General features: G+C 73.9%; 21 protein-coding genes and 1 tRNA gene. 4 read left to right on the top strand and 18 right to left on the bottom strand.

The annotated features are described in order from the left end of the window. Positions 1-23: 23 nt before the first annotated feature. The 3 genes from rpsG to ACFU9E_RS05145 all read right to left on the bottom strand — a co-directional run bounded on the left by rpsG (position 24) and on the right by ACFU9E_RS05145 (position 1,922). Complete coding sequence (rpsG, locus tag ACFU9E_RS05155; RefSeq protein ID WP_030055803.1) at positions 24-494, bottom strand: 30S ribosomal protein S7; 471 nt, start codon at positions 492-494, stop codon at positions 24-26. Between the two features lie 2 nt (positions 495-496). Continuing rightward, positions 497-868: a 30S ribosomal protein S12 gene (gene rpsL, locus ACFU9E_RS05150; protein WP_014144289.1), complete on the bottom strand. Its 372-nt coding sequence runs from the start codon at positions 866-868 to the stop codon at positions 497-499. Positions 869-1,292: 424 nt separating this feature from the next. Further along, on the bottom strand, positions 1,293-1,922 hold the full coding sequence (locus tag ACFU9E_RS05145; RefSeq protein WP_380684325.1) for a DUF1707 and DUF4190 domain-containing protein: 630 nt from the start codon (positions 1,920-1,922) through the stop codon (positions 1,293-1,295). Between the two features lie 313 nt (positions 1,923-2,235). Between ACFU9E_RS05145 and ACFU9E_RS05140 the strand changes: the two genes are divergently transcribed. From ACFU9E_RS05140 to ACFU9E_RS05125, 4 genes are all read left to right on the top strand, one after another. Further along, positions 2,236-3,057: an ABC transporter ATP-binding protein gene (locus ACFU9E_RS05140; RefSeq protein ID WP_380684324.1), complete on the top strand. Its 822-nt coding sequence runs from the start codon at positions 2,236-2,238 to the stop codon at positions 3,055-3,057. Beyond that, positions 3,054-4,736, top strand: a complete 1,683-nt coding sequence (locus tag ACFU9E_RS05135) for a transporter (RefSeq protein ID WP_380684323.1) — start codon at positions 3,054-3,056, stop codon at positions 4,734-4,736. Before ACFU9E_RS05140 ends, ACFU9E_RS05135 begins: the two co-directional genes overlap by 4 nt. Positions 4,737-5,430: 694 nt before the next feature. Beyond that, complete coding sequence (locus tag ACFU9E_RS05130; protein ID WP_380686255.1) at positions 5,431-6,681, top strand: DUF2786 domain-containing protein; 1,251 nt, start codon at positions 5,431-5,433, stop codon at positions 6,679-6,681. Positions 6,682-6,829: 148 nt separating this feature from the next. After that, positions 6,830-7,933, top strand: coding sequence for an ADP-ribosylglycohydrolase family protein (locus tag ACFU9E_RS05125; RefSeq protein WP_380686245.1), 1,104 nt, complete (start codon positions 6,830-6,832; stop codon positions 7,931-7,933). A gap of 37 nt (positions 7,934-7,970) precedes the next feature. Here ACFU9E_RS05125 and ACFU9E_RS05120 read toward each other — a convergent pair whose 3' ends face one another. The 15 genes from ACFU9E_RS05120 to ACFU9E_RS05050 all read right to left on the bottom strand — a co-directional run bounded on the left by ACFU9E_RS05120 (position 7,971) and on the right by ACFU9E_RS05050 (position 25,340). After that, a complete protein-coding gene (locus ACFU9E_RS05120; RefSeq protein ID WP_380686247.1) occupies positions 7,971-9,290 on the bottom strand; it encodes a serpin family protein in 1,320 nt (439 codons plus the stop codon). A 118-nt stretch (positions 9,291-9,408) separates the two neighbouring features. Next, on the bottom strand, positions 9,409-10,386 hold the full coding sequence (locus ACFU9E_RS05115) for an ADP-ribosylglycohydrolase family protein (RefSeq protein WP_380686257.1): 978 nt from the start codon (positions 10,384-10,386) through the stop codon (positions 9,409-9,411). Between the two features lie 43 nt (positions 10,387-10,429). After that, positions 10,430-11,644 carry a cytochrome P450 gene (locus tag ACFU9E_RS05110; RefSeq protein WP_380686249.1) on the bottom strand — a complete coding sequence of 405 codons (1,215 nt, stop codon included), beginning with the start codon at positions 11,642-11,644 and terminating at the stop codon, positions 10,430-10,432. 133 nt (positions 11,645-11,777) lie between these two features. Further along, positions 11,778-12,764 carry a hypothetical protein gene (locus tag ACFU9E_RS05105; protein WP_380686251.1) on the bottom strand — a complete coding sequence of 329 codons (987 nt, stop codon included), beginning with the start codon at positions 12,762-12,764 and terminating at the stop codon, positions 11,778-11,780. Next, positions 12,761-14,029: a protein phosphatase 2C domain-containing protein gene (locus tag ACFU9E_RS05100; RefSeq protein WP_380714784.1), complete on the bottom strand. Its 1,269-nt coding sequence runs from the start codon at positions 14,027-14,029 to the stop codon at positions 12,761-12,763. Before ACFU9E_RS05100 ends, ACFU9E_RS05105 begins: the two co-directional genes overlap by 4 nt. Before the next feature lie 14 nt (positions 14,030-14,043). Then, positions 14,044-14,703: a VWA domain-containing protein gene (locus tag ACFU9E_RS05095; RefSeq protein ID WP_355358291.1), complete on the bottom strand. Its 660-nt coding sequence runs from the start codon at positions 14,701-14,703 to the stop codon at positions 14,044-14,046. Between the two features lie 34 nt (positions 14,704-14,737). After that, the gene (locus tag ACFU9E_RS05090) at positions 14,738-15,256 is read right to left on the bottom strand and encodes a hypothetical protein (RefSeq protein ID WP_380687832.1); all 519 of its coding nucleotides are present in this window, start codon (positions 15,254-15,256) and stop codon (positions 14,738-14,740) included. Further along, complete coding sequence (locus tag ACFU9E_RS05085; protein ID WP_380687834.1) at positions 15,253-16,641, bottom strand: methyl-accepting chemotaxis protein; 1,389 nt, start codon at positions 16,639-16,641, stop codon at positions 15,253-15,255. Before ACFU9E_RS05085 ends, ACFU9E_RS05090 begins: the two co-directional genes overlap by 4 nt. 212 nt (positions 16,642-16,853) lie before the next feature. Continuing rightward, complete coding sequence (locus ACFU9E_RS05080; RefSeq protein ID WP_380687836.1) at positions 16,854-17,594, bottom strand: NAD-dependent deacetylase; 741 nt, start codon at positions 17,592-17,594, stop codon at positions 16,854-16,856. Between the two features lie 121 nt (positions 17,595-17,715). Beyond that, positions 17,716-18,300 carry a hypothetical protein gene (locus ACFU9E_RS05075; protein ID WP_380687838.1) on the bottom strand — a complete coding sequence of 195 codons (585 nt, stop codon included), beginning with the start codon at positions 18,298-18,300 and terminating at the stop codon, positions 17,716-17,718. A 118-nt stretch (positions 18,301-18,418) separates the two neighbouring features. After that, positions 18,419-19,099: a response regulator transcription factor gene (locus ACFU9E_RS05070; RefSeq protein WP_355358277.1), complete on the bottom strand. Its 681-nt coding sequence runs from the start codon at positions 19,097-19,099 to the stop codon at positions 18,419-18,421. Beyond that, positions 19,096-20,289 carry a sensor histidine kinase gene (locus ACFU9E_RS05065; protein WP_380714782.1) on the bottom strand — a complete coding sequence of 398 codons (1,194 nt, stop codon included), beginning with the start codon at positions 20,287-20,289 and terminating at the stop codon, positions 19,096-19,098. The genes ACFU9E_RS05070 and ACFU9E_RS05065 overlap by 4 nt, the downstream gene beginning before the upstream one ends. A 91-nt stretch (positions 20,290-20,380) precedes the next feature. After that, positions 20,381-21,079 carry a hypothetical protein gene (locus tag ACFU9E_RS05060; RefSeq protein ID WP_380690356.1) on the bottom strand — a complete coding sequence of 233 codons (699 nt, stop codon included), beginning with the start codon at positions 21,077-21,079 and terminating at the stop codon, positions 20,381-20,383. A gap of 169 nt (positions 21,080-21,248) precedes the next feature. Continuing rightward, positions 21,249-21,322, bottom strand: a tRNA-Met gene (locus ACFU9E_RS05055). A gap of 124 nt (positions 21,323-21,446) precedes the next feature. Next, positions 21,447-25,340, bottom strand: a complete 3,894-nt coding sequence (locus ACFU9E_RS05050; protein ID WP_380686467.1) for a DNA-directed RNA polymerase subunit beta' — start codon at positions 25,338-25,340, stop codon at positions 21,447-21,449. Between the last annotated feature and the right edge of the window lies 1 nt (position 25,341).

The following is a 25,341-nucleotide window of genomic DNA, read 5'->3' as shown; positions in this document are numbered from 1 at the left end:
TCTGTCTAGTGACGGGGTACGGACTACCAGCGGTAGTGCGCGAAGGCCTTGTTGGACTCGGCCATCTTGTGGGTGTCCTCGCGACGCTTCACGGAAGCGCCCAGGCCGTTGCTGGCGTCGAGGATCTCGTTCATCAGGCGCTCGGTCATGGTCTTCTCGCGACGGGCGCGCGAGTAACCGACCATCCAGCGCAGCGCCAGGGTGCTGGCGCGGCCCGGACGGACCTCGACCGGAACCTGGTAGGTCGCGCCACCGACACGGCGGGACTTGACCTCGAGGGCCGGCTTGACGTTCTCCAGCGCGCGCTTCAGCGTGACGACCGGGTCCGAGCCGGTCTTCTCACGGACGCCCTCGAGGGCGCCATAGACGATCCGCTCGGCGGTGGAGCGCTTGCCGTGCAGCAGGATCTTGTTGACCAGCTGGGTGACGACCGGGGAGCCGTAGACCGGGTCGATGATGACCGGGCGCTTCGGGGCGGGGCCCTTACGAGGCATTCTTACTTCTCCTTCTTGGCGCCGTAGCGGCTGCGGGCCTGCTTGCGGTTCTTGACACCCTGGGTGTCGAGCGAACCGCGGATGATCTTGTAGCGGACACCAGGAAGGTCCTTCACACGACCACCGCGAACCAGCACGATGGAGTGCTCCTGCAGGTTGTGGCCCTCGCCCGGGATGTAAGCGGTGACCTCGATCCCGCTGGTGAGGCGCACACGGGCGACCTTACGAAGGGCCGAGTTCGGCTTCTTCGGGGTGGTCGTGTACACACGCGTGCAGACCCCACGGCGCTGCGGGGAGCCCTTCAGCGCGGGAGTCTTGTTCTTCTCGACCTTGTCCTGCCGGCCCTTTCGGACCAGCTGCTGGATCGTAGGCACCGTTTCTCCGTTTTCTGTGTGCCAAGGCTTGGTGGAACTAACCTGCGGTGATTCCCTCGCACACGGCCCCGTGGTCGACCCACGCGGTCGGGTGTGTTGGGTTTTTTCCGGCACGGAATCCCGTGAGCTGATGTACAGCGACGGCGCTCTACGCGCGGCGCGCTGGGAGGCGCTCCGGCTCGGCGCGGCGACCGGTGTGCATGCACGCACAAGGACCCGGGGACACCCCAGGCACAAGGTCAGAGCGTACCTAGCGCATCGGGCGCGGTCAAAACAAATGCAACGCCGCAGGTGGCGGCCGTCGACCGGATGTCGCACGGGTGTCCCGCGCACGGCCGCCCGGTGTCGGACCGTCCTCCTGCCGCTCTACCACACCGGGAAGGCGACTGCCACCCGGGGCGGCCACCGCCCGGGCGTCCCACGGTCAGCCGAACAGGACCACCGTGGTCATGATCAGAAGCCAGAAGGCGATCGACAGCCAGCCGAAGACGAGACCGGTGACGGCCATGCCGTCGCCCTCCTCGTTGCGCTCCGCCGCCTGCTTGCGGCCGATGTGGCCGGTGATCACGGCCGGCACCCCCAGCAGGCCGCCGGTCGGCAGGCAGAGCAGGCCGAGCACCAGCGAGGTCACCGCGACGGCGTTGGTCCGGCGCACCGGCGGCGGGGCCAGGAAGGTCGGCGGCACCGGGGCGGCGACGGGACCGGCCATCGTGGGCGCCATCATCTGCGGGGCCACCATCGGCCCGGACGGCAGGTCGGCGACCAGCCGGGCCAGCTGGCCGTAGGTCTGCGCGGTGCTCGCCGCGTCGAAGCGGTCGCCGTACTCGGCGGCGCTCAGCCGGCCCTCGGCGAACGCGGCCTTCAGCACGTCCACCGTCCGCTCGCGGTCCGCGGTCGCCGCGCGCATCGCCGACTGCGGCATCACGCCGTGCGGCACCGCGCCGTGCTGCGGCGCGTGCATCGGCGGCGCCGGGGGCATCGCCGGTGCGGACGGAGTGGACGCGGGCGGCTTGGCCATCCCGTGGCCCTGCTCACCCCACGGCTGAACGGCCATCCGCCACCTCCCGGTACCCCCGCGCGACCACGGTCCCTCCCCGTTCACTCGTCTCTCATAGTGCAGGACGAACGGGCGTCCTGAGTAGTTGCCAATTCCGCGCATCGGACGGCGGTTTCCCGAAAATCCGCGACGACCCGGCCTCCGCGCGGCCCCGCCGGCCGCCCGTCTCACCCGTTTGGGTCAGACACACCCGGGGCATCGCCACAGGAGACAGGCCCGGCCGGACGGTGGCAGGCTGTCGTCGGGCCCGTGTCGATCTTGGAACCTCCGCCGGCCCCGACCGGTCCGACCACCAGTGGAAAGAGCCGCCATGCAGGCGTCAGTGCCGCCGCCGTCCCCCGTCCCCGCCTCCCCCGTGCCCCCGGCCGCACCCTCGGCCGTGTCCATCCAGGGGCTGTGGAAGCACTTCGGCACCCAGGCCGCCGTGGCCGGGCTCAGCCTGGAGCTGCCGGCCGGGGCGTTCGTCGGGCTGGTCGGCCCCAACGGCGCCGGCAAGACCACCACCCTGTCGATGGTCACCGGCCTGCTCCGGCCCGACCAGGGCACCGTGCTCATCCACGGCGCCGACGTCTGGGCCGACCCGGTCGCCGCCAAGTCCCGGATCGGCATCCTCCCCGAGGGCCTGCGCATGTTCGAGCGGCTCAGCGGCCGCGAGCTGCTCCAGTACAACGGCCGGCTGCGCGGCCTGCCCGGTGCCGAGACCGACCGCCGCGCCGAGGAACTGCTCGCCGTCCTCGACCTCGCCGGCCACGCCGACAAGCTGGTCGCCGACTACTCCACCGGCATGCGCAAGAAGATCGGTCTCGCCGCGGCCCTGCTGCACAACCCGGACGTGCTGTTCCTCGACGAGCCCTTCGAGGGCGTCGACCCGGTTTCCGCCCAGACCATCCGCGGCGTGCTCAAGCGCTACGCGGCGGCCGGCTCCACCGTCGTCTTCTCCAGCCACGTCATGGAACTCGTCGAGCAGCTCTGCGACTGGGTCGCCGTCGTCAGCACCGGCCGGGTCATCGCCCAGGGCCCGCTCGACGCCGTCCGCGGCGGGCGCAGCCTGCACGAGGCGTTCCTGGAGCTGATCGGCGTCCGCGAGGACGACGGCCAGGCGCTCGGCTGGCTCGGCGGGGGCGACCGGTGAACTCCCCCGCCACGCCGACCCCCGCGACGCCCGCCCCCGCCGCGCCGGCCGCCGCCGCGCACAGCGGGGTGCCCGCCGACCGCACGGTCGTGCGCACCCTCGTCTCGCTCAAGCTCCGGCTGCTGCGCAACGGCCTGCGCCGCAACCGCGGCCGCGCCGCCCTCTACGCGCTCGGCACCGCCCTCGGCCTGCTGTTCGCCGCCGGGATCGCGCTCGCCCTGGCCATGCTGTCGCACGCCGTCGACAGCGGCTCCGCCGGCGACGCGGGCGTCGTCCTCACCGGCGCGCTGGCCCTCGGCTGGGCCGCGATACCGCTGTTCCTCTTCTCCAGCGACGAGAGCGCCGACCCGACCCGGCTCACCATGCTGCCGCTGCGGCCCGGACCGCTGCTGCGCGGCTCGATGCTGGCCGCCCTGATCGGACCCGGACCACTGGTCAGCCTGGTCCTGCTCACCGGTGCCGCGCTCTCCGGCGCCGCCGGCGGCGCCTCGGCGGCCGCCGGGGTGATCGGCGTGCCGCTCGCCGTGCTCACCGTCGTCGTGCTCTCCCGCGCGGTCGCCGCCGGCAACGCCCGCCTGCTCTCCAGCCGGCGCGGCAAGGACTTCGCCGTCTTCGGCGGCCTGCTCTTCGCACTGCTGGTCCAGATCGCCAACGTCGGCTCGCAGAGCGTCTTCGGCAAGCCCGGCGCCGACGGCCTCGACCTCGAACCGCTCGCCCCGATCGCCGCCGTGCTGCGCTGGATCCCGCCGGTCTCCGCCGTCGACGCCGTCCGCACCGCGGGCGAGGGCCGGTACGCGCTCGCGCTGCTCCAGCTCGCCGCCACCGCCGCGCTGCTCGTCCTGCTGCTGCGCTGGTGGCGGGCCAGCCTGCAGCAGCTGATGGTCACCGCCGACGCCTCGACGGTGGAGGTGGTGCGCGGCGTCCACGCGTCGCGGCGCGGCCGGCGCTTCCTGCCGGACGGCCGGGTCGGCGCCGTGATGCAGCGCCACCTGCGGTACGCCTGGCGCGAACCGCGGGCCAAGGCCGCCGTCTTCACCAGCATCGGCATGACGCTGGTGATCTGCGTGCTGTCGATCGTCCAGGGCTGGTCCACGGTCTACCTGGTGGCGATCACCGGGATGTTCCTCGGCCTGCAGATGCTCAACCTGTTCGGCATGGACGGCTCCGCCTTCTGGATGGTCGCCGCCACCCTGCTGACCCCCGCCGACGCCCGCGACGAACTGCGCGGCCGCGCGCTCGCCCTGCTGTCCTACGCCGTCCCGGTCACCCTGGTGCTCGCCGTCGTCCTCGCCGTCGCCACCGGCGACTGGTCCGGCCTGCCCTCGGCCGTCGGCGCCGCCTTCGCCCTGCTGGGCAGCGGCATCGCCATCGGCGCGGTGCTCAGCGTGCTCGCGCCGTACACCATGCCCGCCGACAACAACCCGATGCGCAACGCCGCGCCCGGCCAGGGCGGCCTGGTGATGCTCAACAGCTTCGGCTCGATGTTCGGCAGCGTCCTCCTCGCCTCCCCCGCCATCGGCTACCTCGGCTGGGCCCTCGCCACCGACGCCCCCACCTGGCCCCTCCTGCTCGCCGGCCCCCTCTACGGCGCCGTCGTCGCCACCCTCGGCCTGCGCCTCGCCGCCGGCCGCCTGCTGGAGCGCCTCCCCGAGATCCTCGCCAAGGCCGTCGAACGCTGACCCCAGCCCCACCGACTTCCTGTTCACCAGCGAAGGCACCACGACGGCAGAAGAACGTTCCGCCGCCGCCGGCCACCGGAGCAGGAAGTCGGCCACGTCGACTTCCCACGCACGCTGGTGAAGCACCATCGGATCGCCGCCGCCGAAGCGAGGCACCCCAGCGATAGAGAAACGTTTCACCACCGCCGACCATCGGAGTGGAAAGTCGGCCCCTCCGACTTCCCACTGCGGCCCGTCCGATCCGCCTGCGACGAGCGCGCGGTGCGGACAGCGGTCCTCGCTCGGATCGGGCGAGGACCGCTGCGGCTAGCGGTGGGGTCTACAGGTGTGGAGCAGGAAGTCGGAGGGGCCGACTTCCTGCTCCACACCGGGCTTTCCGCGACCAAGGAAGGAAGCGGCGAAGCGCAGCCGAAGCCGCCGCTGTCATTTCCGGTGGCCCCTTGCTCCTGCAAGGGGCCACCGGCAGGAAGCTCGTGCGGCTTCGGCGGAGTGGGAAGTCGGCCACGTCGACTTCCCACTCCACGCCGCCGTCCGCGGCGGGACTGTGCGTGATGGTGGGGTTGCTGGGTCTGCGGGGGAGGTCGGGGGGTTCCGGCATCATGGGTGGGAGGTATGGGACCCGGAGGTAGGCGGCGTGGGTAGGCGGAAGCAGCAGGGCGGTGGTGGCGGCGGGGAGGCCGGGGCGCTGCTGGAGATGGCGGTGCGGGGCGTGGTGACGGCTCCGGAGGAAGGGCTGGACCTCGCGCTGGACACCGGGGCCTCGCTGCTGGCGGCCTCCGCCGGGCAGTGGCCGGCGGTGAGCCGGGCGGTGCTGGGGTACGCGGACACGGCGGTGGGGCGGTGCTGGTCGGCCGGGTGGCGGCCGGCGGACCTGGTGCGGGTGGTGCGGCGCGAGCTGAAGCCGGCGCACCTGGCGCTCGCCGTGGACCTGATCGCCGCCGAGGGCCGCCGCCACCCGGCCGCCGCGGTGGACCGGCGTTGGCAGGAGCAGCTGCGCGAGCTGGAGGCCGAGGTCTGGTGGCCGTCCGACGAGGGCTACCTGCCCGCGTTCGCCCAGCGGCACCGCCTCGACCGCTTCGCGCTGGCCACCGCCCTGCTGGAGCTGCTGCGCAGCTGGGGCCGGCTGCCCCCGATCGCCCCGGTGGGTCCGGCCCCCGGGCAGACGGCACAGCCCGGACGCCCGGACCGCAGGCCACGCGGCCCGGTGACCGACGAGCCGCGGATGCTGTCGCGGATCCGGGCGCTGCTGGCGAAGGCGGAGTCCACCGACTTCCCCGAGGAGGCCGAGGCGCTGACCGCCAAGGCCCAGCAGCTGATGGCCCAGCACAGCATCGACGAGGCCCTGCTCGCCGTCGACGGCGCCGACCCGCACGCGCCGGGCGCGCTGCGCATCGGTGTGGACAACCCGTACGAGGGCCCGAAGACGATGCTGCTGGACGCGGTCGCGGCCGCCAACCGCTGCCGCGTGATCTGGGCGAAGGAGTTCGGCTTCTGCACCGTGATCGGCTTCGACGCCGACCTGGACGGCGTCGAGCTGCTCTACACCTCGCTCCTCGTCCAGGCGACGCACGCGATGCAGCAGGCCGGCGCCCGCCAGCACCTGGACGGCGCCTCCCGCACCAAGGCGTACCGGCAGTCCTTCCTGGTGGCGTACGCCGCCCGGATCCGCGAGCGGCTGGCCGAGGCGACCGAGCGGACGACCAGCGACGCCGCCGCCGGCCGGCACCTGCGCGAGGACGGCACGGCGGAGCAGCTGGTGCCGGACGAGCGGCTGCTGCCGGCCCTGAAGGCCCGCACCGAGGCGGTGGACCAGGAGGTGGACCGGATGTTCCCCAAGCTGGTGTCGCAGCGCGTGCGGGTGAGCGACGGCGAGGGCTGGGCGGCGGGCCGCGCGGCCGCGGACCGGGCGTCCCTGAGCGGACACTCCGGGGAGATCCGCGGCTGAGGTCGGCCGCGGAGGTCCGGGGCCGGATCCGCGGCCGGATCCGCGGCCGGGATCCGTGACCGGGATCCGCGGCAGGAACCCGGGCGCCTGGTACAACAGGTCCCGGGCAACCGACGAGGGGCGGGCGGGCAGAGTGGGTACCGAGACGGTGAGTACGGAGACGGGGTTCCGGGACCGGGTGCGCGGGGCGCTGCTCGGCGGGGCGATCGGGGACGCACTGGGCTGGCCGGTGGAGTTCCAGCAGCTGTACCAGATCCGCGAGCGCTTCGGCCCGGACGGCGTGACGGGCCTGCCGGGCGGCGGCCGGGTCGCCGAGGTCACCGACGACACCCAGATGACGCTGTTCACCGCCGAGGGCCTGATCCGCGGCTTCGTGCGCGGCTGGTCGGGCGGCGGCGGTTCGGTGCCGGAGGCGGTGCACGGCGCGTACCGGCGGTGGCTGCTCACCCAGGAGCAGGGCGCGCCGGACCGCGAGCCGCTGGCCCACCCGTACGACGGCTGGCTGTTGCGCGAGCCGTTCCTCTACGCGCGGCGGGCACCGGGCAACGCCTGTCTGACCGGGGTGCAGTACCACCCGGTGTTCGAGCCGCCGGTGGCGCTGGGACAGCCGGGACCGATCAACGCGCACTCCAAGGGCTGCGGCACGGTGATGCGCTCGGCGCCGTTCGGGCTGGGCCGGCTGGGGGTGGAGCAGTCGTTCGGGCTGGCCGCGCAGTGCGCGCAGCTGACCCACGGGCATCCGACCGGCTACCTGGCGGCGGGCGCGTTCGCGGCGCTGGTGGAGCGGCTGGCGGCCGGGGCGGAGCCCTGGGCGGCGGTCGGCCAGACGGTGGAGCAGACCCGGGAGTGGCCGGCCTCGAAGGAGACCGTGCAGGCGCTGGCCCGGGCGGTGCGGGTGGCCGAGGAGTCGGAGCCGTCGGCGGAGGCGGTGGAGCGGGTGGGGCTGGGCTGGATCGCCGAGGAGTGCCTGGCGATCGCGGTGTACTGCCTGCTCGCGGCGGCCGGCGGGCCGGATCCGGTCCGGTCGGCGCTGCTGCTGTCGGTGAACCACTCGGGGGACAGCGACTCGACCGGTGCGGTCTGCGGCAATCTGGTCGGCGCGGCGTACGGCGCGAGCGCGCTGCCGGCCGACTGGGCGCAGGCCGTGGAGGGCCGGGAGACGCTGCTGCGGACGGCGGACGACCTGCTGGTGCTGTTCGGCAGCCGCGAGCCGGGCCACCCGGCGCTCGGGGACCGCTACCCGGCCGGGTAGCGCTCCCTCACTCCGGCACCTCCCGGCTCCGGCGGCCTCACTTCACGGCGGCGGACGGGTCGGTGACCTGTCCGAGGAAGAGCGGCCGCCCGTTGGCGGTGTCCCGGACCAGGAAGAGGAACGGCCGGTCGATGTGCAGCTCGACGGGGCCGGTCGGCACGGGCGCGGCCATCACGTCCACCCCGACGCCGCTGCCGGCCGCCGCGACCGTGCCCTGCTCGTCGACCTGCACGGTGGCCTTCTGGACGACGGTGCCGATCGCGAGCCGCCCGTCGCCGCCCGGCCCCCGGATGCCGGAGAGGTCGGCGTCCGGCCCGAAGGCGGCCCGGACACCGAGGGCCCGCAGGGTGGGCGTGAGCTCGTTCGCGGTGTCGAAGTGGAACTTCGGCAGGGTGAGGTCGACGGTCCGCGGGGCGAGCGCACCGAGGATCCGGTCCAGCTCCGGCTGGTCCAGGCCCTTGCGGAAGGCCGCGAAGCCGCCCTGCCCGGGCACCACCAGGTCCATCGCCAAGGTGCTTCCCGCATAGGGGAGTTCGACGGCCTGCCAGGGTTCGCCGAGGATGCCGCCGGAGCCCTCGGCGTAGCGCAGGCCGGCGGTCCGGGCCATGGTGCGGACGGCCGCCTCGGTGCCGTCGAGGCGGTGGAACGGCCGGTCGGTGGTCCTCCCGGCCTTGAAGGGCTCGGCCCAGTCGGCCTTGAGGTAGAGCGCGTCGGTGAGGGCGAGCCGGGTGTCCGGGTTGATCTGCCCCTGGGCGAAGAGGTTCTTGATCCGGCCCTCGGTGGCCTTCTCGACGACGCCGTTGACGGCCTTGCGCGCGCCCTCCGGGTCCTTGCGGAAGTCGGCGGTGTGCACGCCGGTACCGAAGGCGGCGGCCAGCACGCCGAGGTAGTGCCGGTCGAGCGGCTCGTCGCGCTGGGACCAGAGGTCGTCCGACTCCCGCAGGACGGTCCCGCCCTTGCCGGACGGCGTCGCGGGGCGGTTCAGGGCGCCGACGGCGAGCGCGTACTGCTCGGAGGTGAGCCCGGTGTGCAGCGCCGCGGCGAGTTCGTCGGCGGTGGCGCCGCGGGCGCCGGGCAGCACCATGGCGAGGGCGGTGGCCAGGCCGGACGGCGAGAGCACCAGGTTGCCGCCGCCCGCGGCGGGGTCGGCGGTGAGGGTGTGCAGCAGGTCGAGGCCGAAGGCGCCGGTGGCCGCGGCGGTGGCGGCGACCTGCCCGGGGTCGGCGGGCGGCAGCGTCACGGGCTCGACCCGGACCACGGCCGTGCCGCCGCCGGAGGAGCCGCAGGCGGTGAGCAGGGCCGCGCAGCAGAGCAGGAGCACCGCCGGACGGCGGGTGCGGGCGGACGTCGCGGGCATGGCCGGCCTCGCCTCCCGGGTCACGGTGCGGGCCGGTGCCCGCGCCTGGGTGCCGGTTGGACGCGACCGGCCCGCACCCGGTTCCCCGGTCCGCCGAGCCGATGCCCGGGCGGACCGGTCAGTCCCAGAGCGCGCCGAACTCCAGCAGTTCGTCCCGGTGCTCGATCCGCTCCACCCACTCGGCCGGCCAGGCGCCGGCGCCCAGATGGGCACCGGCGAAGGCGCCGGTCAGGCAGGCGATCGAGTCGGAGTCTCCGGAGGAGTACGCGGCCCGGCGGACGGCGGCCACCGGGTCGTCCGGCAGCAGCAGGAAGCAGAGCAGCCCGGTGGCGAGCGCCTCCTCGGCGATCCAGCCCTCGCCGGTGGCCAGGCAGGGGTCGGCCTCGACGTCCGGCGCCGCGAGCGCGGCGTCCAGCCGGTCGAGCACCGCCAGGCACTCGTCCCAGCCCCGGGTGATGAACGCCTCGGCCGTACGGTCCTGGGCGTGGTCGGCGAGGTCCCCGAGCCAGAACGCGTCGTAGCGGCCGCGGCTTTCGAGCGCGTGGGCCCGCAGCGCGGCGGTCAGACCGGCCGGCGGCAGGCCCTCGGCGAGCCTGCGGACGGCGTGGGCGGTGAGGTCGGAGGCGGCGAGCGCGGTCGGGTGGCCGTGGGTGAGCCCGGACTGGAGCTGGGCGGCGCCGGCGGCCTGGGCCGGGGTCAGTTCCCGCACCAGGCCGATCGGGGCGACCCGCATATTGGCGCCGCAGCCCTTGGAGCCGACGTCGCTCGCCGTCTGCCAACGGCGCTCGGGCATGCTGAGCCGTTGGCAGGAGCGCAGGCAGGTCATCCCGGGGGCGCGGGTGTTCTGCGGGGAGCGCCACCAGTCGACGAACTCCTCGCGCAGCGGCCGCTCCAGGCGCAGCGGGGTGAGCGGCCCGCGGGCCAGCGCGGTGCGCAGACCGCGGGCGAGGGCGAGCGTCATCTGGGTGTCGTCGGTGACCAGTGCCCGCTTCGGCAGCGGCAGTTGCCGCCAGTCCGGCCACTGCCGGGCGATCGTCTCCACGTCGTCGAACTCGGTGTGCTTGCCGAGCGCGTCGCCGATCGCCAGCCCCAGCATCGCCCCTGTCGCCTTGCCGCCCACGGCCGCTCCCCCTCTTCCGCTACATCTCGACCAGCAGTTCCTTCAGCCCCCGGATCACGTAGCCCGGCTGCCACTCGGGCTCGCGGACCAGCCGCAGGCCCGGGGCCCGGCGGAGCAGGGTGCCGTAGGACTCGGTGAGCTCCAGTCTGGCGAGCGGAGCACCGAGACAGAAGTGGATTCCGGCGCCGAAGGTGATGTGCGGGTTGTCGGTGCGGCCGAGGTCCAGGCGGTCGGGGTCGGTGAAGCGCTCCGGGTCGCGGTTGGCGGAGCCGAAGAGCAGGGCGACCTCGGAGCCGCGCGGGATGGTGACCCCGCGGACCTCGATGTCCTCCAGCACCCAGCGCTCGAACATCTGCAGCGGGGTGTCCCAGCGCATCAGCTCCTCGACGGCGGTGGGCAGCAGCCCGTCGACGTCGGCGCGCAGCCGGGCCAGCTCCTCGGGGTGGCGGAACAGCGCCCACCAGCCGTTGCCGGTGGTGTTGACGGTCGCCTCGTGGCCGGCGTTGAGCAGCAGCACGCAGGTGGAGATCATCTCCTGCTCGCTGAGCGCGTCCGAGCCCTCCTGGGCCTGGATGAGCGCACTGATCAGGTCCCCGCCGGGGGCGGACCGGCGCTCGCGGATCAGGGCGCGCAGGTAGTCGGAGAACTCGGTGCTCGCGGTGACGGCCCGGCGGGCGACCTCCTCGGACGGGTTGAGTTCGAACATCCCGGTGATGTCGGCCGACCACGGGCGCAGCAGGTGCCGGTCGGGCTCCGGGACGCCGAGCATCTCGGCGATCACCGCGACCGGCAGCGGCTCGGCGACGGCGGCGATCAGGTCGCCGCCGCCGTCCGCGAGCAGTCCGTCGACGAGTTCGCCGGCCAGCCGCTGGACGGTGGGGCGCAGGCCCTCGACCATGCGCGGGGTGAAGGCCTTGGAGACCAGCCGGCGGATCCGGGTGTGGTCCGGGGCCTCCAGGTCGAGCAGGCCGTTGTCGTTGAGGGTGTGGAACGGCTCGTGCGCCGGGTCGGGCTCGGGGCGGCCGAACTCCTGGTGGCTGAACCGGTGGGTGTAGGTGCGGCCGAGCCGGCGGTCGCGGAGCAGCGCGCTGACGTCCTCGAAGCGCGAGACCAGCCACTGGTCGGTGGGTTCGAAGTACGTCACGGGGGCCTGCTCGCGCAGGGTGGCGTAGGCGTCGTAGGGGTGGGCCACGAACGCCGCCGACCAGGGGTCGAACTTCGCCGTCGTCGTCATCGGTCGATCACTCCAGGCCATGAGGGGGGAGCCGGAAGGATCATCGTACGCATGCGCTCCGTCCGGCCCCCCGGCCCCGTCGGCCCGGCCCGGCCCGCGACCCCGTCGGTCCGGCCCCGTCGGCCCGCCCCCGTCAGCCGGGCCGCTGCAACCGGATGCTCCCCCGGGCCGCCCGGCCGTCGAACAGCCGCTCGTCCGCCGGCCGGGCCTGGCGCGGCGGCGGGGTGAAGCCCGGCGCGAGCGGGATGCTGCCCCGGCCGCCCAGCGCCAGCAGCCAGGCGGTCAGGTCCGGCCGGCTCCCGTACGGGCCGGCGGCCTGTTCCCAGACCCGCCGCACCATCGCCAGCTGCCGGTCCGTCAGCACCTGTGGCAGCGGGTCCAGCGGCGCGCCGGGCGCCACGTACGGGTCCTGCGCCAGCGTCCGGCCGATCAGCAGCGCCGCCTTGTAGCGGTCGCTGTCCACGGAGGCGCCGCTGCCGTGCGGGGAGTGCGGGTCCGCCCAGTTGGGCGTGTCGGCCTGCTCCAGCACCGGGGAGGCCCCGACCCGGCGGATGCCGTCGCAGTCCAGCAGGTGCACCGCCGGCTCGGGCAGCACCGTCCAGAGCACGTTGGCGTGCGAGAGGTCCCCGATCACCAGCCCCCAGCGGTGCAGCCGGTCGATCAGCCCGACCAGCTCCAGCAGCAGCGCCAGCCGCTGCTCCGGGTCGGGGCGGACGATGCCCTGGGTGGCGGGCTTCTCCGGGTACAGCAGGTACTGCGCCTCGGTGAGCTTGCGGGCTCCGGTGGCCGTCTGCCAGGTCATCGCCGACGGGGCCTCCCGCATCAGGAAGCCGACGCAGCGCGGGCCGTCCACCACCCGGCAGAGCGGCCAGGCGGCCTGGGCGTCCAGCCGCTCCCGGTCGGCCTGCGGCAGCGCGAGCCGCAGCGCGACCAGCTCGGCCAGCGCCGCGCCGTTGACCCGCCCGGCCTCCAGGTAACGCTTGAACAGCAGGCCGGGGTAACCGTCGAGGCGCTGCACCTTGCCCTGCCCGCCCCGGCCGGCCTCGGCGCCGACCGGCAGCAGTGCCAGGACGGCGTCCCCGCCGCCGGCCAGCGCGGTGGCGATGTCGGAGGCGCTCACGGCGTGGCCTCCCAGAGGCAGACGACCGAGCGGTCGTCGTCGTAGCTGCGCACCCGGACCTGGGTCTGCCAGAGGAACTCGGCGAGGCCGGGCACCTCGCTGCCCCAGCGCTCGCCGAGGAACCCCTGCAGTTCGGGCTCCTTGAGCAGCGGGAGCGCGAGCCCGTCGGTGCAGAGCACCAGCACGTCGCCGGGGCGGGAGTCGGTGATCAGCCGGGCCCGGGCGTGCTCGTACGCCTCGGGCAGGCAGTCGGTCCGGGTGCTGATCGGCCCGCCGCCCCGGTCGGCCTCGGCCGCTTCGAGGTCCTGCCAGCCGCCCTCGCGCAGCCGCAGCAGGCCGCCGTCGCCGACCGAGACGAAGCCGCGGAACGGGACCGTCGGGTCGGCCGGCACCAGCAGCGCCCGCAGGGTCGTCGAGTAGGCCTTCGGCGGGCGGCCCTCCTTCCTGGCCTCCTCGGCGAGTTCGTCGGCCGCCGCCCCGATGAGCCGGCTCATCATGCTGGCGAAGTCGGGTTCGGCGCCGGTGCGCAGGAAGGCCAGCAGGGTCTCCTCCTTCCGGGCGACCTGGCCGGTCAGCTTCCGGAGGATCCCGTGGGAGCCGTGGTGGGAGTGCGACTGGGAGCCGACGCCGTCGGCCACCGCGACCAGCAGCAGCTCACCGGTCCGTACGACCAGGACGGCGTCCTGGCGGCACTCGGCCGCGTAGCGGTGCCCGTCGCCGCGGACGGAGGCGGCGCGGACGGTGACCGGGCCGAACCGTCCGCCGTCCACCACGGTGTCGGGCAGCAGGGCGCCGAAGAGGTCACCGGCCGAGAGGGCGGGGATGTCGGTCGGCTCGGCGGGGTACGCGGGAGCCTTGCGGCCGACGTGGTGCAGCGGGCCGGGCTCCCGGAACGAGGCCGGCCGGACGACGGGCCCGGACTCGGACTCGGGCCCGACGGAGGCGGAGGTGGCGGAAGCGACGGCGGAAGCGACGGCGGAGGCGTAGGCGATGACGGGGGCGGCGGGCCCGACGGCTCCCGGGCCGTCGGTGCTCGACGGCCCGCGGACCGCCGACGGCCCCGGCCCGATCGGACGCGGCAGGAACCCGTCCGGGACCACCGGCCCGGAGACGACGGACGGCGCCGCCGGGGCCGCCGGCCCCTCCCAGCCGTACTCGTACACCGAGGCGGCGAGGTCGATCGGGTCTTCCTTGCGGCTCGGCGCGTGCTCCGGCCCCGGCTCCGGCACGCGCCCGGCCGGCAGCTGGTTGTCGTACGCGTTCATCCGGCGGCCCGGCCTCAGAGCTTGTCGAGCGAGACGGAGGTGAACCCGGGCACGTTGTCGTCGACCTGCAGGCTCATGCCCTGGCCGGCCTCGGTCGCCCCGCTCACCGAGCGGACGATCGAGCGGGTCAGGCTGCCGGCGAACTCCCGCAGCGCGGGCGCCACGTCGGCCTTCCCGTCCTCCTGCATGAACGCCTTGAAGGTCGCGACCCGCGCGATCACGCTCCGGTCGGCCTGGCCGATGCCGAAGGCGATGATGTGCGGCCGGAACGCGGCGGCCAGCAGGTCCTGGTAGGGCTGGTCCCAGTCGGAGTCGGTCGGCACGCCGTCGGAGAGGAAGAAGACCACCGGGCGGTAGACGTCGTGGCCGTCCGCCTTCAGCGCCTGCACGTCCCGTTCGATCGCCTGGCGGAGCAGGCCGAAGGCGTTGCCGAAGGAGGTGAGGCCGGAGGCCTCCAGGGCGGGCAGCTCGTCGAGGTCGCTCAGGTCGACCAGCGGCTGCAGCTCGTGGGCGTCGGTGGAGAAGCCGATCAGCCCGAACCGGGTCTTGTCGGCGATGGTCGGGTTGGTGCTGATCTCCTGGTGGAGGTCGAACAGGGCCTTGTTGAGGGTGTCGATGTCGGCGCTCATCGACCCCGACTCGTCGCACACGGCGTAGAACGGGAGGATCTGCACTGCACTTCTCCTTCGATTGGCAGGTCGGTGGACGTCAGCCGGTGTAGAAGTAGATCTCCAGCGAGGCGTGCCGGGGGTTGTCCGCGAGCGAGATGAAGTCCCGGGTGGTGGTGCCCCGGAACATCTCCGGACGGGCCTGGGCGAGCAGGCCGTTGACGGTGTGGGCGTAGGCCTGGCCGACGCCGGGATCGCGGTTGCTGCCGAACGTGAGGACCACGGCCGCCTGCCGTCCGGCGTAGCGCTCGGTGGCCGCGCGGACCTGCGCGGCCAGGCCGGCCGCGTCCGAGGCGTCGCCGCTGACGTCGACGGTGACCGGGTCGTGCTCGACGCCGCGCGGCCCGGTCGGGGTGGGCGCGGCACTGGGCGTGGCGTCGGCGGTGGCGCTCGCGCTCGGGCTGGCGGAGGGCCCGGCGGCGGCCCGCTCGGCGGCCACCGGATCGCCCTGGTCGCCCATCGCCACCAGGGCGAGCACGAGCAGCATGTCGGCGAACAGCCAGCCGGCCAGGTGCACGCCCCGGGCCCGCGGCCGGGCCGGCCGGAACCGGCCCCTCATCGGCCCTGCCCGTGCACCGGCACCTCGTCCAGCTCCAGCAGCGTCCGGTCGTCCACCTCGGCGGCCCCGGCGGAGGCCGCCGTGCCGGTGCCCCGGGACCGGGCGGCGCCCGTGTCGGGCCCCGGTCCGGACACCGTCTTCACCATGACGATGCCCGCCTCGCCGCGCGGCCCCTCCGGCCCGGAGGCGTCCAGCCGCGCCGCCGCCGCGGTGGCCGCCGAGGCCGCCGCCGCGACCCGGTCGGCCAGCATCGCGACCTCCCGGGCCAGCCCGTCGAGCCGCTCCAGCACCTGCCCGTTGACGTCCGCCACGGTCTCCGCGCCGGTGGTGAAACCGCGCTGGGCGACCGCGAGGTCGCGCACCGCCTCCTCCACCCGCTCACCGGCGTCGGCGAGTTCGGTGCCCACCCGGTCGGTGGCCCGCCGGACCAGCTCGGCCGCGTCGGCGAGCTGCCGCCCGCCCCGCTGGACGAGCTCGTCGGTGGCCGCCGCGCCGTCCCGGACCGACTCGGCCAGCCGGTCCCCGCTGTCCCGCACCGCCAGGCCGACCCCGTCGACGGACTTGCCGATCCCGCCGACCGCCTTCTCGACGCCGTCGACGGCCCGGCGCAGCGGCTCGACCGCCTCTCCCGCGTCGGCGAGGCGCTGTTCGGCCCCGGCGACCGAGCGCTCGACGGCCAGTGCCGCCTCGCTCAACTCGCGCTGGGTGTCGGCGGCCTGCCGGCCGAGCCGCTCCAGGGTCTCCGCCGCGCCGGTCAGCTCGGCCGCGAAGCGCTGCGGCGTGGAACGGCGGCGCTCGTTCAGCACCAGCTGGGCGCGGGTGAGCACCGGCGCCAGCTCCGCCAGCAGGTCCTCCGCCTCGCCCTCGGCCGCCGCCTCACGGCGCTCGGTGCCGGCCCGGCGCACACCGTGCGCGACGGAGAGCGCCAGCAGCAGCGCGATGAACAGGGTGGCGGACAGGGCGACGTCGCCGAAGGTGGCCCAGCCGGGCAGCCGGCCCTCGAAGCCGGTCTGCCAGAGCTGGAGGAACGGGCGCGCGGCCTGCCCGGCGTCGGCGCCGATCAGCGCCCGGTAGGCGCTGGTGGCCTGCATCAGCCCGGCCCAGGTGACCAGCAGCGGGACGAACACCAGGGCGCCCAGGGCGACTTCGGCCCAGGCCCAGAACCTCGGTTCGGGGCGCGGCCGCACCGCGGAGCGCACGCTCTCCGGCCGGACGAAGCTGTGCACCAGGTCGAGTTCGGCCCACCGGTCCAGGTCGCCGGCGCCCGAGAGCGCCAAGCCAAGCTCCCTGAGCTCCTCCTGACGGTGCGCCAGGCCGGGCCGGTCCGCCAGGGTCCGCAGCTCGCCCCCGATCGCGTGGCGGTCCAGCAGTGGGCCTGAGGTCATGAGGGCTCCTTCGTACGCGCCGCCGCGGAGCGGGGGACGCCTCCGGCCGGTGCGGCACGCAGGCGCGGGCGCCCGTGCGGCCTCCCCCGGTGGCCGGAAACCGACCACACCGCTCCGCGCGGCAGCGTAGCGCAGAACGAGCGGCCGGGAGCGGCCAGTTCGGAACGCGGCAACCGATTCGTCACCGAACCCGCCGCCCCCGCGGGGCGCCGTCAGACGTACTGGGCGACCAGCCGGCGGACCAGGGCCGGCAGGGCGGTGGAGATCGGCTCGCGGACGACCTCCTCGGCGGCCTCGTCGAACGGCGTCGGCTCGGCGTTGACGATGACCAGCCGGGAGCCGGTCTTCACCGCGTTGTACGGCAGCGCGGCCACCGGGAAGACCTGCAGGCTGGTGCCGACGGCGATGAACAGCTCGCAGGCCTTGCTGATCGCGTCCGCCTGCCGCAGCACCTCCGGGTCCAGCTGCTCGCCGAACATCACGGTGCGCGGGCGCAGGATCCCCCCGCAGTCCCGGCACCGCGGATCCGGCTCACCCGCGGCGACCCGCTCCAGGGCCTGCTCCATCGGGCCCACCGCCCGGCAGTCCACGCACTGCACCTCCCGTGCGGTGCCGTGGAGTTCGAGCACCTTGCGGGGTGTCTGCCCGGCCCGCTGGTGCAGCCCGTCGACGTTCTGGGTGAGCACCCGCACCGGCAGCCCGGAGCGCTCCAGCCCGACCAGTGCCCGGTGCCCGGCGTTCGGCTCGGCGGCGAGCGCACCCGCCTCGGCGCGCATCCGCCAGGCCTTGCGGCGGACCTCCGGGTCCTCCAGGTACGGGCCGATGGTGACCAGTCGCTGTGCTTGCGGGTCGCGCTGCCAGAGTCCGTTCGGACCGCGGTAGTCGGGGATGCCGGAGTCCGTGGAGATCCCGGCGCCGGTGAGTACGGCGATCAGCGGGCGCTTCGCGTTCATGCCCCGGACGGTACGGCCCGCACGGGCCGCCCGCCACCGATAATTCGACCGGCCGCGATCGCCCCGCCGCGATCGCCCCATGAGCCCCGTGAGCCCCGATCGCCACGCCCGGGAGCACCGGTCAGACGGTGGCGGGGCGGGCGGCGCCGAAGCCGCCCAGCGGGGCCAGCGCCACCAGGTAGCAGCCCGCGGCGACCGGGATGAACGCCAGGTCGGCCGCCGTCAGCACGGTCCCGGCCGGCATCAGCACCGGGCTCCACCAGCGCAGCACCCGACCGGCACCGGTCGCGGCGATCACCAGCAGCGCCAGCAGACCGACGTAGAACAGCATCGGGCCCACCGAGTAGAAGGCCGGCAGCACGCCCGGCCGGCTCTGGACCACGTCGAACAGCCGGTGCTGGTCGGCCGTGTCCACCGCCACCGCCCCGACGTACAGGTCGATCCCGATCTGCCCCAGCGAGGCGGCCAGCCCGGTGAACGCCACCCCCGCCGCCGCCCGGCCCAGCCCCCCGCGCCCGCGCCCCAGCGCGGCCAGCACGGGGCCGAACAGCAGCAGCCCCAGCAGCATCAGAGCGTGCCCGACCAGCCAGCCCGGGCCCGGCTCGCGCGAGCCCTCCAGCAGCCGGATGCCGCCGTACAGCGCCATCAGCACGGGGGCCGCGACGACGGCGAACGAGGTGACGCTGCTGCGCCGAGAGGTGTCCATGGGTGCGCTCCTGACGAAGGGTCCGCTGTTCCGACACCCCGGATCCTGTCCGCCGTGCCCCTCGTCGGGGATCACCCGTACCGGCGAACCCGGCCGCTCCCCCGCGCGGGGGAGAGCGTCAGCCCTCCCCCGCCACCACCGCGCCCGCCTCGTACGCGAAGACCACCGCGTGCACCCGGTCGCGCAGCCCCAGCTTGGCGAGCACATTGCTGACATGGGTCTTCACGGTGTGCTCGCTGACCACCAGCGCGGCGGCGATCTCCGCGTTGGACAGCCCGCGGGCCAGCAGCACCAGGGTCTCCCGCTCGCGCGGGGACAGCTGCTCCAGCAGCCGCGACGGCGCCCGCACCGCCCGCTCGGCGGAGCCCGGCCGGCGGGCGGCGAACTCACCGATCAGCCGGCGGGTCACCGACGGCGCCAGCAGCGCCTCGCCGGAGGCCACCATCCGCACCCCGTGCGCCAGGTCGTCGCGGCGGACGTCCTTGAGCAGGAAGCCGCTCGCCCCCGCGTACAGCGCGTCGAACACGTAGTCGTCGGCGTCGAAGGTGGTCAGCATGATCACCCTGGTGCCGGGGTACTCGGCGCAGACCCGGCGGGCCGCCTCCAGGCCGTCCATCACCGGCATCCGGACGTCCAGCAGCAGCACGTCCGGCCCGTGCACCCGGACCGCCTCGACCGCCTCCGCGCCGTTCGCCGCCTCGGCGACCACCTCGATGTCCGGCTGCGCGTCCAGGATCATCCCGAACCCGACGCGCACCAGCTCCTGGTCGTCCGCGACGACCACCCGGATCGGCGTCATGACGCCACCCTCCGTTCCGTGCCCAGCGGCAGCCGGGCGCTCACCAGGAATCCCCGCCCCCGCGGCCCGGGACCGGCCTCGGCCCGGCCGCCGCAGGCCGCCGCGCGCTCCCGGATGCCGACCAGCCCGCGGCCGCCGGAGAGGCCGCTCCCCGCGAAGGCCGCCCCGCCCTGCCGCCGCCGCACCCCGCGGCCGTCGTCGGACACCAGCACCGCCAGCTCCGCCCCCTCGCGGACCACCCGGACCGAGATCCGGCTCGCCTCCGCGTGCTTGACCGTGTTGGTCAGCGCCTCCTGCACGATCCGGTAGCCGGCCGCCTCGACGTCGGCGGGCAACGGCCCGGCCCGCTCGTCCACCTCCAGCTCGACCCGCACCCCGGTCCGGCGCACCCGCTCGGCCAGCGCCGGCAGCTCGGCCAGCCGGGGCTGCGGAGCCAGCTCCGGCCCGCTGCCCTCCTCCTTGAGCACCCCCAGCAGGCGCCGCAGCTGGGCCATCGCGTCCCGTCCGGAGTCGGCGATGGTGTCGAACGCCTTGACCGCCCGGTCCGGGTCGCCGCGCACCACCAGCGGCCCCGCCTCCGCCTGGATCACCATCAGCGCGACGGCGTGCGCCAGGATGTCGTGCATCTCCCGGGCGATCCGGGCCCGTTCCTCGGCGACCGCCCGGGCCGCGTCGCTGGCCGCCCGACGGCCGGCCTCCCGGGCCCGCTCCGCCTCCACCGCCGCCAGCCGGCGCAGCTCCCGCACCAGGCAGCCGAAGACGAACGCGCCCACCGTGGTGAGCAGCGAGAACAGCGCGCCGTTCGGCGAGTGGGTGCCCACCACGTTGGCGGTCACGGTCACCGCCAGCACGCCCCAGCGCTGCCAGTCCCGGGCCCGTTCGGCCACCGTGTACAGGGTGACCACCACGAACAGCGGCAGCTGCGGCATCGCCGAGTGGGCGACCACCGAGAGCACCGCCGACACCGCGCCGCTGACCGCCATCACGGTGACCGGCGCGCGCCGCCGCCAGGGCAGCGGCAGGGCCGTCCCCAGCGCCAGCAGGTAGACCCACCAGGGCCTGGCGGTGACGTCCTGGTACACCGACCAGAGCGAGACCGCCGCCGAGGCCGCCGCCAGCAGGCCGTCCAGCACGTACGGGTCGACCCCCGCCACCCGTGCCCGCCACCGCGCCGCCGCCCGTCCGGCCATGACCCCTCCCCCGTACCCGGGGAAGCCGCCCCCGCGGAGAAGATCATGCCCGACCGGCAGCACGGTGGGCACCTCCCGGCCGGCGCCGGCCTCAGCCACCCGTGACCGCCACGGCGCCGGCCCCGGTGCGCGCCGTGATGCCGCGCGGCGCGCCGGCCCGCCGCGGCACGGTCACCTCGACGCCGCCGGCGCCCGACTCGGCGTCCACCGCGTACGGCTCCTCGCCGCCGGGCACCGCGACCCGCACCCCGCCGGCGTCCGCCCGCGCCTCCACCGTGGTCGGGCTCGTCGCGAAGGCCAGGTCGATGCCGCCGGTCGCCACGCTCACCCGCACCGCCGACGAGGTCAGCCCGCTCGCCGTCACCCCGCCGGCGCCGGCCTCCGCCCGCACCTCCCCCGCCAGCCCGGCCAGCCGGATCCCGCCGGTCCCACTGCTCAGCCGGACCTTCGTCCCGGCCGGGACGGTCACCCGGTAGCCGACCCCGCAGTCCGAGCAGTCGTACGTGAGCCGCAGTGTGCCGTCGCTCACCTCGTGCCGGGTCCGCGGCGGCTCGCCGCGGAAGGACTGCTGCTCCACCACCCGCACCGCGTCCCCGGCCCGGACCTCGATGCCGCCGGTCAGCCCCTCGACCACCAGCTCCCGCACCGGCTCCGCCACCCCGTAGGACACCGTCAGCCGCTCGGACCCGCCACCCGACCCCAGGTACCCCGCCTCCCACAGGTACCCCGCCGAACCGAGCCCCACCGCCGCGGTGATCGCCACCGCCCCCAGCACCCGTCGCACAGCCATCCCCGTGTTCCTCCGCCCGTCCGCGCCACGATCCGACGCCCCGAGCCTGTCCCGCTCTCCCCCTCCCCGGCCTCCCCCGCCGGAGCGGTTTCCCGCCCTCCCCCGCACGACGGACCCCGGGAACGCCGAAGGGCCCGGAGGCTTGAAGCCTCCGGGCCCTTCGATGCAGTAGCGGGGACAGGATTTGAACCTGCGACCTCTGGGTTATGAGCCCAGCGAGCTACCGAGCTGCTCCACCCCGCGTCGGTGAACACGACTCTACGCGACTTCGGCCCAGAACCCCAAATCGCCTTCCGCCCGCCCCCGGGAACGCCGCTGGGCGGCCACCCCGCACGGGGTGACCGCCCAGCGATCAGCAACCTTCGACTCAGCCGGTGTACGGGCCGTAGTCGTAGTCGTCCAGCGGGACCGCCTGGCCGGAGCCGGCGCCGAAGGGCGACAGGTCGTAGTCGTCGTAGCCGACGGCCGAGTACATGGCGGCCTTGGCCTCCTCGGTCGGCTCGACCCGGATGTTGCGGTAGCGGGGCAGACCCGTACCGGCCGGGATGAGCTTACCGAGGATGACGTTCTCCTTGAGGCCCAGCAGCGGGTCCGACTTGGCGTGGATCGCCGCGTCGGTGAGGACCCGGGTCGTCTCCTGGAAGGAGGCGGCCGACAGCCAGGACTCGGTGGCCAGCGAGGCCTTGGTGATACCCATCAGCTGCGGACGGCCGGAGGCGGGGTGACCGCCCTCGGAGACCACGCGACGGTTCTCCTGCTCGAAGCGGCCGCGCTCGACGAGCTCGCCCGGGAGCAGCTCGGCGTCGCCCGACTCGATGATCGTCACGCGGCGGAGCATCTGCCGGATGATGATCTCGATGTGCTTGTCGTGGATCGACACACCCTGCGAGTTGTAGACCTTCTGGACCTCGGCGACCAGGTGGATCTGGACGGCGCGCTGGCCCATGATGCGCAGGACGTCGTGCGGGTTGGTGGCACCCATGGTCAGCTTCTGGCCGACCTCGACCGCCTCGCCCTCGCTCACCAGGAGCTTGACACGCTTGGAGACCGGGTAGGCGATCTCGTCGGTGCCGTCGTCCGGGGTGACGACCAGCTTGCGGGTCTTCTCGGTGTCCTCGATGCGGACCCGGCCCTGGGCCTCCGAGATCGGGGCCACACCCTTGGGGGTACGGGCCTCGAAGAGCTCGACGACACGGGGCAGACCCTGGGTGATGTCGTCACCGGCCACACCACCGGTGTGGAAGGTACGCATGGTCAGCTGGGTACCGGGCTCACCGATGGACTGGGCGGCGATGATGCCGACCGCCTCACCGATGTCGACCAGCTTGCCGGTGGCCAGCGAGCGGCCGTAGCAGAAGGCACAGGTGCCGACGGCCGACTCACAGGTCAGGATCGAGCGGGTCTTGACCTCGCTGATGCCGTGGCGGATCAGCTCGTCGATCAGCACGTCACCGAGGTCGGTGTTGGCCGTGGCCAGCAGCTTGCCGTCGACGGTGATGTCCTCGGCGAGCATGCGGGCGTAGACGCTGGTCTCGACGTCGTCGGCCTTGCGCAGCACGCCGTCGGCGCCCACGGAGCCGATCGCCAGCTTCAGGCCGCGCTCGGTGCCGCAGTCCTCCTCGCGAATGATGACGTCCTGGGAGACGTCGACCAGACGACGGGTGAGGTAACCGGAGTCGGCGGTACGCAGAGCGGTGTCCGCGAGACCCTTACGGGCACCGTGGGTGGAGATGAAGTACTCCAGCACGGAGAGACCCTCACGGAACGACGCCTTGATGGGTCGCGGGATGGTCTCGTTCTTCGCGTTGGACACCAGACCACGCATACCGGCGATCTGGCGCATCTGCATCATGTTTCCACGGGCGCCCGAGTCGACCATCATGAAGATCGGGTTGGTCTTCGGGAAGTTCGCGGACATGGCGTCCGCGACCTCGTTGGTCGCCTGGGTCCAGATGCCGACGAGCTCCTGCTTGCGCTCGTCGTTGGTGATCAGACCGCGCTCGTACTGCTTCTGGACCTTCTCCGCCTTCGCCTCGAAGCCCTCCAGGATCTGGGGCTTGCTCGGCGGGACGATGACGTCCGAGATCGAGACGGTGACACCCGAACGGGTCGACCAGTGGAAGCCGGCCGCCTTCAGGTTGTCCAGGGTCGCCGCGACGGTGACCTTGGGGTAGCGCTCGGCCAGGTCGTTGACGATCGCGGAGAGCTGCTTCTTGCCCACCTCGTAGTCGACGAACGGGTAGTCCTCGGGCAGCAGCTCGTTGAAGAGCGCGCGGCCCAGGGTGGTCCGCAGGCGGAAGGACTCGCCCTCGAACCAGTTCGACTGGCCGTCCTCGTCCAGCGGCGGGGTCCAGCCACGGGGCGGGACGGTGCCGATGGGCAGGCGCAGCTCGATCGGGGCCTGGACGTCCAGCTCGCGGGCGTCGAAGGCCATGATCGCCTCGGCGGTCGACGAGAAGGTGCGGCCGGCGCCCTTCACGTTCTCGCGGTCCGAGGTCAGGAAGAACAGACCGAGCACCATGTCCTGGGTCGGCATGGTGACGGGGCGACCGTCGGCCGGCTTCAGGATGTTGTTCGAGGACAGCATCAGGATGCGGGCCTCGGCCTGCGCCTCCGCGGAGAGCGGCAGGTGGACGGCCATCTGGTCACCGTCGAAGTCCGCGTTGAACGCGGTGCAGACGAGCGGGTGGATCTGGATGGCCTTGCCCTCGACCAGCTGCGGCTCGAAGGCCTGGATGCCGAGGCGGTGCAGGGTGGGCGCACGGTTCAGCAGGACCGGGTGCTCGGCGATGACCTCTTCGAGGACGTCCCACACGACCGGACGGGCGCGCTCGACCATGCGCTTGGCCGACTTGATGTTCTGCGCGTGGTTCAGGTCGACCAGGCGCTTCATCACGAACGGCTTGAAGAGCTCCAGCGCCATGGCCTTGGGCAGACCGCACTGGTGCAGCTTGAGCTGCGGGCCGACGACGATGACCGAACGGGCCGAGTAGTCGACGCGCTTGCCGAGCAGGTTCTGACGGAAACGACCCTGCTTGCCCTTGAGCATGTCGCTCAGGGACTTCAGCGGGCGGTTGCCCGGGCCGGTGACCGGACGGCCGCGGCGGCCGTTGTCGAACAGCGCGTCGACGGCCTCCTGGAGCATGCGCTTCTCGTTGTTCACGATGATCTCGGGCGCGCCGAGGTCGAGAAGCCGCTTCAGGCGGTTGTTGCGGTTGATGACACGGCGGTACAGGTCGTTCAGGTCGGAGGTCGCGAAGCGGCCACCGTCCAGCTGCACCATCGGACGCAGGTCCGGCGGGATGACCGGGACGCAGTCCAGCACCATGCCGTTGGGCTTGTTGGTGGTCTGCAGGAACGCGGAGACGACCTTGAGGCGCTTCAGCGCACGGGTCTTCTTCTGGCCCTTGCCGGTGCGGATGATCTCGCGCAGGCGCTCGGACTCCTCCGCCAGGTCGAAGGTCTCCAGGCGGTCCTTGAGGGCCGCCGCGCCCATCGAGCCGGAGAAGTAGGTGCCGAAGCGGTCGCGCAGCTCGCGGTAGAGCAGCTCGTCGCCCTCGAGGTCCTGGACCTTGAGGTTCTTGAAGCGGGCCCACACCTCGTCGAGGCGGTCGAGCTCGCGCTGCGCGCGGTCGCGCAGCTGCTTCATCTCGCGCTCGGCACCCTCGCGCACCTTGCGGCGCACGTCGGCCTTGGCGCCCTCGGCCTCCAGCTCGGCCAGGTCGGTCTCGGCCTTCTTGGCACGGGCCTCGAGGTCGGAGTCGCGGCGGTTCTCGATCTGCTGGCGCTCGACCGAGACGTGCGCCTCCAGGGACGGCAGGTCGCGCTGGCGGCGCTCGTCGTCGACCCAGGTGATCATGTAGGCGGCGAAGTAGATGACCTTCTCGAGGTCCTTCGGCGCCAGGTCGAGCAGGTAGCCGAGGCGGGACGGCACACCCTTGAAGTACCAGATGTGGGTGACCGGGGCGGCCAGCTCGATGTGGCCCATCCGCTCACGACGCACCTTGGCGCGGGTCACCTCGACGCCGCAGCGCTCGCAGATGATGCCCTTGAAGCGGACGCGCTTGTACTTACCGCAGTAGCACTCCCAGTCCCGGGTGGGGCCGAAGATCTTCTCGCAGAAGAGGCCGTCCTTTTCGGGCTTCAGGGTGCGGTAGTTGATGGTCTCCGGCTTCTTGACCTCGCCGTGGGACCACTGGCGGATGTCGTCGGCGGTGGCCAGGCCGATGCGGAGCTCGTCGAAGAAGTTGACGTCAAGCACT

It is taken from the genome of Kitasatospora sp. NPDC057595 (assembly GCF_042800875.1).
Taxonomy (GTDB): Bacteria; Actinomycetota; Actinomycetes; order Streptomycetales; family Streptomycetaceae; genus Kitasatospora.
Note: the sequence above shows the minus strand (reverse complement) of the source record. Positions and strands in the feature narration are given on the sequence as shown.

Bases quoted from the DNA above. Each gene is read 5' to 3' on its own strand.
- rpsG (WP_030055803.1), bottom strand. From the start codon at position 494: ATGCCTCGTAAGGGCCCCGCCCCGAAGCGCCCGGTCATCATCGACCCG.
- ACFU9E_RS05145 (WP_380684325.1), bottom strand. From the start codon at position 1,922: ATGGCCGTTCAGCCGTGGGGTGAGCAGGGCCACGGGATGGCCAAGCCG.
- ACFU9E_RS05140 (WP_380684324.1), top strand. From the start codon at position 2,236: ATGCAGGCGTCAGTGCCGCCGCCGTCCCCCGTCCCCGCCTCCCCCGTG.
- ACFU9E_RS05130 (WP_380686255.1), top strand. From the start codon at position 5,431: ATGGCGGTGCGGGGCGTGGTGACGGCTCCGGAGGAAGGGCTGGACCTC.
- ACFU9E_RS05120 (WP_380686247.1), bottom strand. From the start codon at position 9,290: ATGCCCGCGACGTCCGCCCGCACCCGCCGTCCGGCGGTGCTCCTGCTC.
- ACFU9E_RS05115 (WP_380686257.1), bottom strand. From the start codon at position 10,386: ATGCTGGGGCTGGCGATCGGCGACGCGCTCGGCAAGCACACCGAGTTC.
- ACFU9E_RS05110 (WP_380686249.1), bottom strand. From the start codon at position 11,644: ATGACGACGACGGCGAAGTTCGACCCCTGGTCGGCGGCGTTCGTGGCC.
- ACFU9E_RS05100 (WP_380714784.1), bottom strand. From the start codon at position 14,029: ATGAACGCGTACGACAACCAGCTGCCGGCCGGGCGCGTGCCGGAGCCG.
- ACFU9E_RS05090 (WP_380687832.1), bottom strand. From the start codon at position 15,256: ATGAGGGGCCGGTTCCGGCCGGCCCGGCCGCGGGCCCGGGGCGTGCAC.
- ACFU9E_RS05085 (WP_380687834.1), bottom strand. From the start codon at position 16,641: ATGACCTCAGGCCCACTGCTGGACCGCCACGCGATCGGGGGCGAGCTG.
- ACFU9E_RS05080 (WP_380687836.1), bottom strand. From the start codon at position 17,594: ATGAACGCGAAGCGCCCGCTGATCGCCGTACTCACCGGCGCCGGGATC.
- ACFU9E_RS05075 (WP_380687838.1), bottom strand. From the start codon at position 18,300: ATGGACACCTCTCGGCGCAGCAGCGTCACCTCGTTCGCCGTCGTCGCG.
- ACFU9E_RS05070 (WP_355358277.1), bottom strand. From the start codon at position 19,099: ATGACGCCGATCCGGGTGGTCGTCGCGGACGACCAGGAGCTGGTGCGC.
- ACFU9E_RS05065 (WP_380714782.1), bottom strand. From the start codon at position 20,289: ATGGCCGGACGGGCGGCGGCGCGGTGGCGGGCACGGGTGGCGGGGGTC.
- ACFU9E_RS05060 (WP_380690356.1), bottom strand. From the start codon at position 21,079: ATGGCTGTGCGACGGGTGCTGGGGGCGGTGGCGATCACCGCGGCGGTG.